The sequence below is a fragment of the Streptomyces sp. NPDC002476 genome, assembly GCF_042889785.1.
Classification (GTDB): Bacteria; Actinomycetota; Actinomycetes; order Streptomycetales; family Streptomycetaceae; genus Streptomyces.
Window position 1 is genome coordinate 1 of the sequence record NZ_JBIARH010000022.1, and the last position, 13,805, is coordinate 13,805.

General features: G+C 69.9%; 10 protein-coding genes and 2 pseudogenes. 9 read left to right on the forward strand and 3 right to left on the reverse strand.

Annotated features, from left to right (window positions below; genetic code table 11):
* Positions 1-282 precede the first annotated feature (282 nt).
* Positions 283-1,570 (forward strand): annotated as a pseudogene (locus tag ACFYXM_RS23415) (hypothetical protein); the annotation flags it as partial.
* 262 nt (positions 1,571-1,832) lie between these two features.
* On the opposite strand, the gene ACFYXM_RS23420 reads toward ACFYXM_RS23415, so the two are convergent.
* Complete coding sequence (locus ACFYXM_RS23420; protein ID WP_389292030.1) at positions 1,833-2,828, reverse strand: ATP-binding protein; 996 nt, start codon at positions 2,826-2,828, stop codon at positions 1,833-1,835.
* 102 nt (positions 2,829-2,930) lie between these two features.
* On the opposite strand from ACFYXM_RS23420, the gene ACFYXM_RS23425 reads away from it, so the two are divergent.
* Entirely contained in the window at positions 2,931-3,755 is an 825-nt protein-coding gene (locus ACFYXM_RS23425) for an oxidoreductase (RefSeq protein ID WP_389292031.1), read from the forward strand.
* Between the two features lie 793 nt (positions 3,756-4,548).
* Here the strand turns inward: ACFYXM_RS23425 and ACFYXM_RS23430 are convergent.
* Positions 4,549-5,388 carry an HAD family hydrolase gene (locus ACFYXM_RS23430; protein ID WP_389292033.1) on the reverse strand — a complete coding sequence of 280 codons (840 nt, stop codon included), beginning with the start codon at positions 5,386-5,388 and terminating at the stop codon, positions 4,549-4,551.
* 501 nt (positions 5,389-5,889) lie between these two features.
* On the opposite strand from ACFYXM_RS23430, the gene ssd reads away from it, so the two are divergent.
* The 7 genes and pseudogenes from ssd to ACFYXM_RS23465 form a co-directional block, all read left to right on the forward strand.
* Positions 5,890-7,017, forward strand: a complete 1,128-nt coding sequence (ssd, locus tag ACFYXM_RS23435; protein WP_389292035.1) for a septum site-determining protein Ssd — start codon at positions 5,890-5,892, stop codon at positions 7,015-7,017.
* On the forward strand, positions 7,014-8,162 hold the full coding sequence (locus ACFYXM_RS23440) for a TadA family conjugal transfer-associated ATPase (RefSeq protein WP_389292036.1): 1,149 nt from the start codon (positions 7,014-7,016) through the stop codon (positions 8,160-8,162). Before ssd ends, ACFYXM_RS23440 begins: the two co-directional genes overlap by 4 nt.
* A 62-nt stretch (positions 8,163-8,224) precedes the next feature.
* A complete protein-coding gene (locus ACFYXM_RS23445; protein ID WP_389292168.1) occupies positions 8,225-9,037 on the forward strand; it encodes a type II secretion system F family protein in 813 nt (270 codons plus the stop codon).
* Entirely contained in the window at positions 9,034-9,828 is a 795-nt protein-coding gene (locus ACFYXM_RS23450) for a type II secretion system F family protein (protein ID WP_389292038.1), read from the forward strand. The genes ACFYXM_RS23445 and ACFYXM_RS23450 overlap by 4 nt, the downstream gene beginning before the upstream one ends.
* 110 nt (positions 9,829-9,938) lie before the next feature.
* Entirely contained in the window at positions 9,939-10,139 is a 201-nt protein-coding gene (locus tag ACFYXM_RS23455; protein WP_199883307.1) for a DUF4244 domain-containing protein, read from the forward strand.
* Positions 10,126-10,554, forward strand: a complete 429-nt coding sequence (locus ACFYXM_RS23460) for a TadE family type IV pilus minor pilin (protein WP_389292040.1) — start codon at positions 10,126-10,128, stop codon at positions 10,552-10,554. Before ACFYXM_RS23455 ends, ACFYXM_RS23460 begins: the two co-directional genes overlap by 14 nt.
* A pseudogene (locus tag ACFYXM_RS23465) lies at positions 10,551-11,048 on the forward strand (Rv3654c family TadE-like protein); the annotation flags it as partial. The gene ACFYXM_RS23460 and the pseudogene ACFYXM_RS23465, both read left to right, overlap by 4 nt.
* A 40-nt stretch (positions 11,049-11,088) precedes the next feature.
* On the opposite strand, the gene ACFYXM_RS23470 reads toward ACFYXM_RS23465, so the two are convergent.
* Positions 11,089-13,743 (reverse strand): DEAD/DEAH box helicase, encoded by a 2,655-nt coding sequence (locus tag ACFYXM_RS23470; RefSeq protein ID WP_389292041.1) that lies wholly within the window; start codon positions 13,741-13,743, stop codon positions 11,089-11,091.
* Positions 13,744-13,805: the final 62 nt, after the last annotated feature.

The following is a 13,805-nucleotide window of genomic DNA, read 5'->3' on the forward strand; positions in this document are numbered from 1 at the left end:
GGAACGAAACCGACCACACGGCAACTGGGCCAAGCCTCGCAAGCCCCGGAGAGCATGAGCCAACTCCAGCCAGTCACGATCTACGGCTGGAGTACTAGGTGGTGTAGCCCAAATCGCTCTATATGAGTACATACAGCGCAGATTTACTGCGAGGGAGAGGCCGGGCGAATGCCGGCTGCCGTGGGGCGCATGTGCGACGCCAAAAGAAGTGGTGCTGAGAAGAACGGCGTCGAGAAGGGTGGTGCCACGAAGAGGGGAGCCGCGACGAGACGCGCCGCCCGGATGGGGTGGTCTGTGCGCCGCGGTTGTTGCGCTGGCGGGGTGACCGGCTGCTCGTCCGAACCCGGCGCGTCGGCCGGAGCCGCCGGGCCCGGCGCCGTGAAGCCGGAAGCGCAAGCGAAGAAGACGGTGACGAAGAAAGTTCCGGGGGTACGTGCCCAGGAGTGTGATGCGGCTCATCGGCGACGGCTCCACCGCCTTCACCAGCAGTCAGCCGAACCAACCGGTGGCGCGGCGCCTGGCATCCGGTCAGAAGCCGCCGCAGTTCGTGGTGTTCACCTGGGGCGATGCGAGGGAGGACAGCCAGAAGCTGTTCTCGCGCTTCCGCGAGGTGGGCAGGAAGTGCCGCGCCGGCATGACCTACTTCCTCAGTGGCGTGTACATGTTGCCGGAAGGGAAGCTGGAGCTCTACGACCCGCCGAAGCATGGCATCGGCAGCTCGGACATCGGCTTCAACAGCACCGACGGCATCCGGAACACCCTCGCTCGGCTACGAGGCGCCTGGGGGGAGGGCAACGAGATCGGCACCCACTTCAACGGGCACGTCTGCGGTCCGGAAGGCAGCGTCGGCACCCGGACCGTGAAGCAGCGGAAGAGTGAGATCGGCCAGGTCAAGTCCTTCGTGAAGAACCGGAGGACCAACATTCCCGCCCTGAAGGACGAGAAGCCGCCTCCCTTCGACGACGACAAGGAACTCGTCGGTGGCCGCACCCCGTGTCCGGAAGGACGGAAAAACACGGTGGCCGCAGGGCGGACGATGGGATTCCGGTACGACTCCAGCGGCGTCAACAGGCAGGTCCGGCCGAAGAGGAAGGGTGGCCTCTGGGACCTGTCCATGCAGATCGTGCCGGTTCCGGGGAGCGATTTCGAGATCCTCTCGATGGACTGCAACTTCATGTTCAACCAGCCCGGCACGCCCCAGGGATACCCGTCGCGGCGCGAACACTGGGGGGAATCGGATGCGCGACGGCCTGCGCGAGGCGTTCGACCGTGCCGACGACGGAATCCGTGCTCCGCTGATCACTGGCAATCACTTCGAGCCGGGAACGGCGGTACGTACAGGCGAGCCGTTGAGCAGACCATCGCGAGAGTCTGCGCGAGGAAAGACGTCCGGTGCGCGTTTCCTTCCGGAAACTGGCCGACCGGCTGGACGCGCAGGATTCGGTGGCTGGCGAAACTCGCCACGCTCGATGTGGGCCAGGCCCCGGTTGAGGGCTGGGCGGAATTCCTCGGAGGCACTGGGCGATCGAGGCTGGAGGCAGGGGCGAACACGCATGCTGGCAGGGCGCCGGGGGCCGACGAGCGGGGCGGTCAGGACGGCGTGGGAGCGGACACCGACCCGTCGAGCGCTGATGGTGACGAGGCGGATGCGCGGGGCGGCGGCTGCGTACGAGCGTCGGCCGCGCACCCGAGCTCGCAGCCGATGTCCGAGAACCCCTCGCCATGCCGACCTGGCGCGATCTGCCCGAGGGGCGTCCCGAGTGGCGTCCGGAGGATGGCGAGTTCCTCCGAGCACATTTTTACGGTCCCGTCCGCGGCCGGACGGGACCCGATCAGACGGGCTGCACGGCATCCTCCCGTGCGAACCGCTCGTCGAGCACGAAAGAGGGGTCGACCTGGGCGGCCAGGTCGGCGCCTGTCTTCTCGTTGCCCCAGCTCTCGGCGTTCTTCAGATGGAAGTGCACCATCTGGCGGGTGTAGCGCTCCCAGTCGCGTTGCCCGTACGAGTCGTCGGCGGCGTTCTGCAGAGCCTGCAGAGCCATCCGGTTTTCCGCCTCCAGCTGCTCGAAACGGTTCGGCCGACCCTTCTCCATCGCCCGGACCCAGTCGGAGTGCCCGACGGTGATCAGCAGGTCGTCGCCGACCTCGGAGCGGAGGTACTCCAGATCTTCCTTGCCGTGAACCTTGTTGCCGACGACCCTCAGCGTGACCCCGAAGTCCCGTGCGTACTCCTTGTACTGTCGGTAGACCGAGACACCCTTCCGGGTCGGTTCGGCAACCAGGAACGTCATGTCGAAGCGAGTGAACATCCCGGAGGCGAACGAGTCGGATCCCGCCGTCATGTCGACGACGACGTAGTCGTCGGGGCCGTCGACGAGATGGTTGAGGAAGAGCTCCACCGCGCCGACCTTCGAGTGGTAGCAGGCCACGCCCAGATCCGACTCGGTGAACGGTCCGGTGGCCATCAGCCGGATCTCCCCGTCGTCGAGCCGGACCGTGCGCGCGCACGCTTCGTAGACCGGGTTGTTCTCGCGGACCCGCAGCAATCGTGAACCCTCGCCCGGCGGGGTCGTCTTGATCATCGTCTCGGCGGAGGCGATACGCGGATTGCTGCCGCGCAAGTACTCCTTGATCAGGGGTAGATGGGCTCCCATGGCCGGAAGTGCCGCGGCCTCCCGGTCGTCGAGCCCGAGAGCGGCCCCGAGGTGCTGGTTGATGTCGGCGTCCACCGCGACGACATGGGCTTCATTGGCTGCGAGGTGGCGAATGAAGAGCGAGGACAGCGTGGTCTTGCCGCTGCCGCCCTTGCCTACGAAAGCGATCTTCATGTTCACCTAGGGTAGTGCCATGACAGCGGTCCGCTGTCAGTCCTCGTGAAGAAGCCCACTCCTGGGTGTTATCGGTGTGGTAGGCGCGTAGCCTCGTTACTTATGAGTACGACTGCCCCCGATCCGCTCGCCGCCCTGAGTGCCCTGCCGGGAGTCGCCGAGGCGGTGGACTCCGTACGCAAGTCCGTGGACCGGGTCTACGGCCACCGCATCATGAGGCGCCGCAGCAACGAGGTCACCGCCGAAGCGGCGCTGCGTGGCGCCCGCGGCTCGGCCGCGCTGTCCGGTGCCGACTGGAATCTGGAGGAGGTGCGCCGACGCAGCGACTTCAGCGGTGACGACGAGGCGCGTGTCGTCGGAGCGGCCCTTCGGCTCACTGCCGAAGCGGGTCAACTGCTTTCCATCTGGCGGCAGTCGCCGTTGCGGGTGCTGGCGCGGTTGCATCTGGTCGCGGCCGGACGGGCGGAGCCCGAGGACGCCGTCGGCCGACCGCGGCTCGCGGGCGAACGCGTCGACGAACCGCTGATCGAAGCGCCGCTGCCCGATGCTGACGAGGTGGCCGGGCGACTGGACGGGCTTTCCGCATTGATCCTTTCGGGTACTGCCGCGCCCGCGCTGGTGACGGCGGCGGTCGTGCACGGTGAACTTCTGGCCCTGCGTCCCTTCTGCTCGTACAACGGTCTCGTCGCCAGGACCGCCGAGCGGATCGTCCTGATCGGGAGCGGGCTCGACCCCAAGTCGATCTGCCCCGCCGAGGTGGGGTACGCCGAGCAGGGACGAGCGGCGTACGCTGCGGCGTTCGAGGGGTACCTGTCGGGGACGCCGGCCGGGATGGCGACCTGGATCGCGCACTGCGGAAAAGCCGTGGAACTGGGTGTCAGGGAAACGACGGCGGTCTGCGAGGCGCTGCAGCGCGGGGCAGCGTGACTCGACGGCGGGGCCGCGCGGCACGGTGACGGTTCCGAGGAGCCGGACCGGCGAACGAACGCGCTGGTACGGGCAAGGGGGAGCACCACCCCCGGGCCGGGGCACCTGCACCCGCGCGTGACTTCACAGCGGTGGTATCGCGGCCGTGGCGCCGCCTCGGGCGAGGCGTGCCTTGTTCCCGCAGGCGGCGCGCGTCTCGTCGGGCGAGGAACGGGGCCGCCACAAAAGGGTTGCGGCGGTACCGTCCTCGGTACCGCCGCTGGCATGTCTACCCAGTTACCAAGCGTCCTCGATATGTGCCCATCAGGCCGGGGTCCTTGCCCGATTCCTGGTGCGGCTGGCCCGTAATCGACGGGTCGACGTCGCGTGGGTACTCGGTTTTCATGCTCGGTCCGTGGGGCCTTCTGTGCGTTACAGGTAATCCTTTCGGATGTCCTTGGTCTCGCGGGCCGTTGAGTCCTTTGTACTCCAGAGCCGAGGTGAGCGGTAGTGGCGGCCGCACTTCTTTACTTTTGTGTTCAATTACGGGCGAGTTGCGCATACTGGTCGGATCGGTTGATCGGGCCTGACTCGGTGCATGAATGCCTGACTCGGTGCATGAATCGGAGCACGTAGGAGGCCGATGGTTCGGCCGCTCGCGGGTTGCGAGGAGCGAGAGGGCCGGGCGCCCGCCTGAGCGGGGTTGGTGAGGCGGCGCCGCCCGGCCCGTGGTGTCCGGTCCCGTGGCGTTCAGTTCTGTTGGCGGCGGCTCGTGCGGGACATCGTGCCGACTGCCGGGCCCTCGTGCCCGCTGTCAGAGGGACGTCGTGGTGCTTCGGCGACGGGAGGTGTACCAGACCAGTCCCGCCGTGACGGCGGCGGCGCCCACTGCCGCGGCCGCGACCAGCGCCGGACGCGGCGGCATGGCGAAGGTGGGCAGCCGTTGCTTGAGGCGGACCGGGCGGTCGAAGACGAGAATCGGCCACTCGCGAAGGGTCGCTTCGCGGCGCAGGGCGCGGTCCGGATTCACCGCGTGGGGGTGCCCGACGGACTCCAGCATCGGTACGTCTGTCGCGGAGTCGCTGTAGGCGTAACAGCGTGAGAGGTCGTACCCCTCCGACACGGCGAGCGTCTTGATCGCCTCGGCCTTCGTCGGTCCATAGGCGTAGTACTCGACTTCTCCGGTGAAGCAGCCGTCGTCGCCGATGACCATCCGAGTGGCGACGACCCGGTCGGCACCGAGCAGCTCACCGATCGGTTCGACGACCTCCGCGCCCGAGGTGGAGACGATCACCACATCGCGTCCGGCGGTGTGGTGCTCTTCGATGAGCGTCGCCGCCTCGTCGTAGATGATCGGGTCGATCAGGTCGTGCAGGGTCTCGGCGACGATTTCCTTCACCTGCTGGACGTTCCAGCCCTTGCATAGCGCGGAGAGGTATTCCCGCATCCGTTCCATCTGGTCGTGATCTGCACCTCCGGCAAGGAACACGAACTGTGCGTACGCGGTGCGCAGTACGGCGCGGCGGTTGATCAGTCCGCCATGGTAGAAGGACTTGCTGAAGGTCAGCGTCGAAGACTTCGCAATGACCGTCTTGTCCAGGTCGAAGAAGGCTGCTGTGCGCGGCAAGAAGCGGTTTTCCACAACGCAGAGCATAGGGGCCCACCATTCGGCGTAAACTCCGGCGCGTGGGTTTGCCTGAGAAGGCTCTCGGGTACACCATGGAAGTCACGGATCGTTCGCGACCGTGCTAACCCGGTCCGGCTCCTCCCCCCCCGAGTCGGCCGTGGGGACGACCCCCGCTCTCCCCCCCGGCGGGGGTCGTCGCATGTCCGGGCACGTTTCTGTGGCACGGAATCAAGCATTCTGCCTCCATTTCGGGCGCGCCGGTTCGCTTCCGTCTCCATCTCCTCCATCGTGATCCGTCACGTTCGGTGACGGAAGGGCTGCTCTCCGGAAGTCATCGGTACGGGTGACGGAGTTATTCACAGGGGCGGAGTTGTCCACAGTTTTTGAGCAAGATCCACAAGATTTCCGGAAGCGTTGCACGGTGATTCCAGCCGCGAAGTCCGCGGGTTGCGGAATCGCTGATCTCGGAAACCTCCCGAGATCGTTGCGAACCCGCGATGAACGTGCAGTGAGAAGGGGGCGGAGATCGTGGCTGAATCCATCGCTCGGGACCGTCTGCCGACCGCCGGAGCGCGGCGGGGCGGACCGTTGATCGTGACCGAGGACGTGGAACTCCTCGATGATCTGCTGCGGCTGTGCGCCGCTGCCGGTGCGGAACCTGAAGTTCATCACTCGTTGCCCGAGCGCAGGGGCAGCTGGGAACAGGCCCCGATGGTTCTCGTGGGGGACGACGCCGTGCGAAGGTGCCGCGGGGCCGTGCGCAGGCGCGGGGTGATGCTCGTCGGGAGGGACGAGGACGCACCGGACGTCTGGCGCAGTGCCGTGGAGATCGGTGCCGAATACGTGCTGAGGCTGCCCGAATCCGAAGGGTGGCTCGTCGACCAGATCGCCAATGCGGCAGAAGGTGTCGGCCGGCCCGCGCTCACTGTCGGGGTGATCGGCGGCCGGGGAGGTTCCGGGGCCTCCACGCTGGCCTGTGCCCTCGCGGTGACCGCGGCCGGGGCGGGGCGGCGATCCATGCTGATCGACGGCGACCCGCTCGGCGGAGGCATCGATGTGCTGCTCGGCGGCGAGCGAGCCGAGGGCATGCGATGGCCGGATTTCGCCCATTCCAGGGGGAGGGTCGGCGCCGGTGCGCTGGAGGAGTCGCTGCCGGCGCTGCATGGGTTGCGGGTGCTCAGCTGGGGCCGCGACGACTGTGTGGTCATTCCGCCGCCGGCCATGCGGGCGGTCCTGGCGGCGGCGCGCAGGCTCGGCGGTGTGGTGGTCGTGGATCTGCCGCGCCGGGTCGACGAGTCGGTGGCCGAGGCGCTCGGCCAGCTGGACATCGGGCTGCTGGTGGTGCCCGGAGAGCTCCGCGCGGTCGCGGCGGCCAAGCGGGTGGCATCGACGGTCGGGATGATCCTGGACGACTTGCGGGTGGTGGCCCGCGGCCCCTACGCGGCGGGACTCGACGACCGGTGGGTGGCGCAGGCGCTGGGGCTGCCGCTCGCTGGTGAACTTCCGCTCGACGCGGGGCTGTCGGTGGCGCAGGAGAGTGGCGCACCTCCCGGTGGCGGTCCGCGTGATCCGCTGGCCAGGTTCTGCGCGGCGTTCTGGGAGCGGGCTTCGGTTCCGGACGGCGTGGCGGGACTCGGTGCGGGAGGCGCGTCATGACCGAGACACTGCTCGACGCTGTACGGCAACGGTTGGCGCAGAGCGGCGCGGCGCCGACGCCTGCGGGCGTGGCGGCCGCGTTGCGAGCCCAGGGACGGTTGCTCGGAGATACCGAAGTCCTCTGTGCGGCTGACGAGTTGAGGGGCGAACTGGTCGGGACCGGGGTGCTGGAGCCGCTTCTTGCCGACTCTGCGGTGACGGACGTACTCGTCTCCGCACCGGACCGGGTGTGGGTGGACCGGGGCAGTGGTCTCGAACTCACCGGGGTGACGTTCCGGGATGCCGCCGCGGTGCGCAGGCTGGCGCAGCGGCTGGCTGCTGTGGCGGGGAGACGACTGGACGACGCTCGGCCCTGGGTGGATGCCAGACTGCCGGACGGCACCCGCATGCACGCCGTTCTGCCGCCTGTGTCCGTCGGCTCGACGTGTCTGTCGCTGCGTGTGGTGAGGCCCAGGGCGTTCTCACTGATGGAACTGGTCGAGGCCGGGACCGTGCCGCCCGGCGGTGACCGGGTGTTGAGGGCACTGGTCGAGGCCCGGGTCTCGTATCTGATCAGCGGTGGGACCGGCGCCGGGAAGACGACGCTCCTGTCGAGCCTGCTGGGGGCGGTCGGGGAACGGGAACGGATCGTGCTCGCCGAGGACTCGGCGGAGTTGCGGCCGGACCATCCGCACGTGGTGCGCCTGGAGTCCCGCCCCGCCAACCAGGAGGGAGCGGGGCGGGTGACCCTCCGCGATCTGGTACGGCAGGCGCTGCGCATGCGGCCGGACCGGCTGGTGGTCGGAGAGGTGAGGGGCGCCGAGGTCTCGGAATTGCTGGCGGCGCTGAACACCGGGCACGAAGGCGGTTGCGGGACGGTTCACGCGAATGCCGCCGAGCACGTCCCGGCCCGTCTCGAGGCGCTGGGAACGGCGGCGGGGCTGGACCGGACGGCTCTGCACAGCCAGTTGGCAGCGGCACTGTCGGTGGTCGTTCATCTCGTGCGGGACCGGACCGGACAGCGGCGGATCGCGGAGGTGCACGTCCTGGACAGGAACACGTCCGGGCTGGTTGTGACCGAGCCGGCACTGCGCTGGGGCACCGACGGTTTCGCCCGGGAGCGGGGCTGGGAGCGGCTGCGGTCGCTGATCGGAGGTGCGCTGTGAGCGGGGGTGTGACGGCGGGGCTGTCACCCGGCGCGAACTGCGCGGCAGTGCTGTGCCTCGCCATGGTGGTCTGGTCGCTGGTGGTGCGGAGCCGGGGGCGGCGCAGAGCCCGGGTGCTGTTCGCCGACGCGGTGGAGTCGCCGCTTCGCCATTGGGGGGAGCGGACCTGGGCCCGGCTCCGGAAGCGGACGCGGGAGCGGCAGGAGTGGTTATGCCTCCTGGCGGCGCTGATCGTCGCCGTGCTGGGGCGGTCCGTGCTTCCGGTGCCGGCCGGAGTGGTCGCGGTTCCGTTGGTGCGGCGGTGGCGGCGACGACGGGCTCTGCGGCGTGAGCGGGAACGCCGGGCCGACGGGGTGGTCGCGTTGTGCGGTGTTGTCACGGGCGAGTTGCGGGCCGGGCACGAGCCGGGAAGGGCGTTGCTCGTCGCGGTGCGAGGGGCCGGGGTGCTGGGGGCGGCGGAGGCCGGTGTGTCCGCTGCCGCGCGATTCGGCGGGGATGTGCCGACGGCACTTGGTCAGGCAGCCCGGGTGCCGGGGCTGGACGGGCTTGCCGGGGTGGCGGCCTGCTGGCGCGTGGCGGTGGACGGAGGTGCGGGTCTCGCGGCGGGTCTGGACCGGTTGGAGAGTGCTTTGCGTGCGGAGCGGCGCAGACGGGAGGAATTGCGGGCCCAATTGGCCGGAGCCTGGTCGACGGTGGCCGTGCTGGCGCTGTTGCCGGTGCTGGGACTGGGGCTGGGGGCTGCCCTGGGGGCCGAACCGTTGCGGGTGCTGCTCCACACTCCGGCCGGGTTGGCCTGTCTGGTGACGGGTGCGTCGCTGGAGGTGGCCGGGCTCTGCTGGGCCGCCCGGATCGTACGGGCGGCGGAGACGGCATGAGCGTGGTGACCGGTGGAGTCGTCTACGGGGTGGCGGTCGTGTCGGCTGGTGTGGGCATGGCCGTGTGTCTGGTACTCGCCCTGGTGGAGCGGCGACGGAGGCGTGAGGGACGCCGTCGAGGTGCGCTGCTGTTCGGGACCGGCCCGGAAACGCGCGGCAGCGGGCGGATGGTGCCCGGTGTCCGGGTGAAGGAGTGGGTGGCGCCGGTGGGGGTTGCTGTGGCGGGCGTGGTTCTGGTGGGTGGCCTGTCAGGGTGCATGGCCGGCCTGGTGGCGGCGTACGGCGCATGGCGGTGGCAACGGAAGCAGCGCTGCCGGAAAGCGGAGCCGGACGCTGCGGAGGCGGCGGAGGTGGTGTGTCAACTTCCGCTCGCGGCAGATCTCTTGGCCGCCTGCATCTCTGCTGGTGCTGGGCCGAGGGAGGCGGCGGAGGCCGTGGGGGAGTCGCTGGGCGGACCGGTGGGCGTGCGATTGGCGCGGACCGCCGCGGAGATCCGGTTGGGCGGTGACCCCACGGCGGCCTGGGGGAGGCTCGGCGAGATACCCGGTGCACGCGCCCTGTCCCGATGCCTGGACCGGGCGGGGTCGACCGGGGCCCCGGCAGCGGAACCGGTGGCGCGACTGGCCGAGGCGATGCGGGCGGAGCGGGCGAGCACAGCGGTGGCGCGTGCGCAGCGGGCGGGTGTGCTGATCACCGCGCCGGTGGGGCTCTGCTTTCTTCCCGCCTTCCTGTCCGTCGGAGTGGCGCCGGTGGTGATCGGCCTGGCGACCGGTCTGCTGCACACCGACTGACATAGAGCGGTCCGTGACCTTCCGATTTTGTGCGAATCGATTCGAAACCAGCATGAATCAATGTGAACCAATGAATATCTGTGTGAACCGTGCATGTTTTGGGGGTTGGAATGGCACAGCGAATCAGTGGCTGGGTGCGGGGCCTGATGCGTCGGATCCGGTCGGACGACGGAATGACGACATCCGAGTACGCGGTGGGGACGATCGCTGCCTGTGCGTTCGCGGCGGTGCTCTACAAGGTGGTCACCAGCCAGCCGGTCATGTCCGCGCTGCAGTCACTGCTGAAGGACGCGCTTGATGCGAAGTTCTAGGGATGGCCGCGGCGCGGAGGACAAGGGCCGGCCCGGAACCGTCGGTGGGTGCGGGGGCGAGGGAAGGAACGAGGACCGGGGTGCGGTGACGGCGGAGGCTGCCATGGCGATTCCGGTGCTGCTGGTGTTCGCCCTGTCGCTGGTGTGGGCGTTGATGGCCGCCGCAGCCCAGATCCGGTGCGTGGACGCGGCCAGGGCCGGGGCGCGGGCGGCGGCCCGCTCGGAACCGGAGGCCCAGGCGCTGGAGGCCGCCCGTGCGGCGGCACCCGGTGGAGCCGAGGTCTCGATGGAACGGACCGGCGAGTTGTGGCGGGTACGGGTGGCGGCGCCGATGCCCGGCCTCGGCCCTCTGGCCCTGACACTTCACGCGGAGGCGGCGGCGCTGGCCGAGGACACGGTGGGGGTGGGGGCATGACTGACGGAGGAGTCGTGACCGGGGAAGGGAGAGAACGGAAGGCCGTTGCCGGCGGGCCGAGCCCTCATGGGACTGATGGTCCCGGGCTCGGGCCTGGGGCCGGGCCTCAGTACGGCCCCGACTGCGATCCGGACCCGGAGGGTGCACGGGTCCGGGGCTGCGGATCGGTCCGGGACCGCGAATCCGTTCCGGTCCGGATCGGGGCTCCGGACCGAGGACGGGCCCGGAGACGGGCGGGCCAGGACGACGGGCTGGCGACGGTGTGGGTGGCGATGACGGCCACGACCCTGTGCGCGGTGTTCGTTGTCGTGCTGGCGCTCGGACAGGTGGTGGTCGTCAAGCACCGGGCCGGGGGAGCGGCGGACCTCGCGGCCCTGGCAGCCGCCGACCGCGCCCTTCGAGGGGCCGAGCAGGCGTGCGGGGCGGCCGAGAGGGTGGCCGCGGCACAGGGGGCGACGGTGGTGCGATGCATGGTGCGCGGGGAGATCGCCGACGTCACTGCCCGGGCGGGTTTCGGGCCGTACGAACCGGAGGTCAGGTCTCGGGCCGGCCCTCCGATGGTTCCTCCTGGGCCTGGGGCATCGGCGTCGCTTCCGATGGTTTCTCCCGGATCAGCGGTTCTGCCGACTCCGGCTTCTCCACCTCCGGGTCCGTCACCCCCGAATCTGCCGTCTCCGGGTCTGCGGCCGCCGGTGATGCTGGGGGATTCGTGGGCGCCTGGGGACCTGATTTCTCCGGTTCCGGTGGAGCGGACCGGAGGAGTTCGCTGAGGAGGCGCACGGCACCGCGCTTGTGCAGCGGATCGTTGCCGTTGCCGCACTTGGGGGACTGGATGCAGGAAGGGCAGCCCGCCTCGCATTCGCAGGACGCGATGGCCTCGCGGGTTGCGGTCAGCCACGCACGGGCGGTGTGGAAGGCCCGTTCGGCGAATCCGGCACCGCCCGGGTGGCCGTCGTACACGAAGACCGTGGGCAGCAGGGTGTCCGGGTGCAATGGCACGGAGACACCGCCGATGTCCCACCGGTCGCAGGTTGCGAAGAGCGGCAGCATCCCGATGGAGGCATGCTCGGCGGCGTGCAGGGCGCCGCCGAGGATCTCCGGGTTGACGCGGGCGGCATCGAGTTGGTCCTCGGTGACTGTCCACCACACGGCGCGGGTGCGCAGGGTGCGGGGCGGCAGGTCCAGCTTGGTCTCGCCGAGCACCTCGCCAGTGATCAGTTTGCGGCGCAGGAAGGAGACGACCTGGTTGGTGACTTCCACGGATCCGTAGCAGAGCCGCCCGTCACCCCATGGGATCTCGGTGTCGGTCTCCAGGACGGCGATGGAGGTGGTGTCGCGGGCGGTCGTCGAGTACGGCGGTGCCGCCTCCTCGACCAGGGCCACCGAGTCCTCCAGATCCAGCTTCCGGACGAGATAGGTGCGGCCCTGGTGGAGATGGACGGCACCTTCGTGGACGGCGGTGTGCGCGGCGGCTTCGTCGACCGTGCCCAGTAGCCGGCCGGTGCCTTCCTCGACGATCTGGACGGGACGGCCGCCCTCGCCCCGGATGCCGGTGAGATCGGCGGCGCGTTCACGACGGGTCCAGTGCCAGCCCGATGCCCGTCGGCGCAGGAGCTTCGCGGCCTCCAGTTGCGGCAGCAGTCCGGCGGCGGCCGGACCGAAGAGTTCCAGATCCGGTTCGGTCAGCGGGAGCTCCGCGGCGGCGGCGCAGAGGTGCGGGGCGAGGACGTACGGATTGTCCGGGTCCAGGACGGTCGATTCCACAGGCTGCTGGAACAGCGCCTCGGGATGGTGGACGAGGAAGGTGTCCAGTGGGTCGTCGCGGGCCACCAGCACGGCCAGGGCGCCACGGCCGGAGCGTCCGGCGCGACCGGCCTGCTGCCACAGCGACGCCCTGGTGCCGGGGTAGCCGGCGATGACGACGGCGTCCAGGCCGGAGACGTCGACTCCGAGCTCCAGGGCGGTGGTGGCGGCCAGACCGAGGAGTCGGCCGGAGTGCAGGGCACGTTCCAGCGCGCGGCGCTCCTCGGGGAGGTACCCGCCCCGGTAGGCGGCGACCCGGGCCGGCAGGGAGCGGTCCACTTCGGCGAGGCGTTCCTTGGCGATGACGGAGATCAGTTCGGCGCCGCGGCGGGAGCGTACGAAGGCGACCGAGCGGACGCCCTGGACGGTGAGGTCGGTGAGGAGGTCGGCGGCCTCGGCGGTGGCGGTACGGCGCACCGGTGCGCCCCTCTCGCCGCGCAGTTCGGTCAGGGGCGGCTCCCACAGGGCGAAGACCAGTTCGCCGCGGGGCGAGGAGTCGTCGGAGACCTCCTTGACGGGGAGCCCGGTGAGGCGGCCCGCCGCGACGGCCGGTTCGGCGGCGGTGGCCGAGGCGAGGAGGAAGACCGGATCCGCCCCGTAGCGGGCGCACAGGCGGCGCAGCCGCCGTACGACCTGGGCGACGTGGGAGCCGAAGACGCCCCGGTAGGTGTGGCACTCGTCGATGACGACGTAGTGCAGAGCGCGCAGGAAGGAGGACCAACGAGAGTGGGAGGGGAGTATCCCACGGTGCAGCATGTCGGGATTGGTCAGGACGTGATTGGCGTACTGGCGCACCCATTCGCGTTCTTCGACCGGAGTGTCGCCGTCGTACACCGCGGGCCTGATGGCGTTGCCGAGGGGGGCCGCGAGTTCCTTCACGGCGCGCCGCTGATCGGCGGCCAGGGCCTTGGTGGGGGCGAGGTACAAGGCGGTCGCGCCTCGGCCGTTCAGGGCCTCGGAACCGTCGAGCAGGGCGGAGAGCACCGGGGCGAGGTAGGCCAGCGACTTCCCGGACGCCGTCCCTGTGGCGATGATCACGGAATCCCCGTCCAGAGCGTGCTCCGCGGCCACCGCCTGATGCACCCAGGGGCGGTCGATTCCGGCCTGCTGGATCGCGGCGATCACTTCTGGCCGGATGCGATCGGGCCAGATGGCATGGGTTCCCGTACGCGGGGGCAAGTGCTCCGTATGAGTGATGCGCGCGGACCGGCCCGCCGCTGCGGCGAGCCGGTCGAGGACCATGGCGGGAGAGGGGCCGGAGTCCGTGTTCCCGGGCGGTCGACTGGGTCGCTGATTCTTGGCCATCGGCACCGAGTGTGTCACTGGCGTGACGGACAATGGTCCCAAGGCGTCGTGCATGGTTGCTGGTAAGTGATTGAATGCCATCGCGGCTGGCGATCCGTCCCCTGGCTCCGCCGGGGAGACCGAGGGGCGACCGCTCGATAGCA

Excerpts from the sequence above, each read along its gene's own strand:
- ACFYXM_RS23455 (WP_199883307.1), top strand. The coding sequence starts at position 9,939 with ATGGCACAGCGAATCAGTGGCTGGGTGCGGGGCCTGATGCGTCGGATC.
- ACFYXM_RS23445 (WP_389292168.1), top strand. The coding sequence starts at position 8,225 with ATGGTGGTCTGGTCGCTGGTGGTGCGGAGCCGGGGGCGGCGCAGAGCC.
- ACFYXM_RS23440 (WP_389292036.1), top strand. The coding sequence starts at position 7,014 with ATGACCGAGACACTGCTCGACGCTGTACGGCAACGGTTGGCGCAGAGC.
- ACFYXM_RS23450 (WP_389292038.1), top strand. The coding sequence starts at position 9,034 with ATGAGCGTGGTGACCGGTGGAGTCGTCTACGGGGTGGCGGTCGTGTCG.
- ACFYXM_RS23460 (WP_389292040.1), top strand. The coding sequence starts at position 10,126 with ATGCGAAGTTCTAGGGATGGCCGCGGCGCGGAGGACAAGGGCCGGCCC.
- ACFYXM_RS23425 (WP_389292031.1), top strand. The coding sequence starts at position 2,931 with ATGAGTACGACTGCCCCCGATCCGCTCGCCGCCCTGAGTGCCCTGCCG.
- ACFYXM_RS23430 (WP_389292033.1), bottom strand. The coding sequence starts at position 5,388 with ATGCTCTGCGTTGTGGAAAACCGCTTCTTGCCGCGCACAGCAGCCTTC.
- ACFYXM_RS23470 (WP_389292041.1), bottom strand. The coding sequence starts at position 13,743 with ATGGCATTCAATCACTTACCAGCAACCATGCACGACGCCTTGGGACCA.
- ACFYXM_RS23420 (WP_389292030.1), bottom strand. The coding sequence starts at position 2,828 with ATGAAGATCGCTTTCGTAGGCAAGGGCGGCAGCGGCAAGACCACGCTG.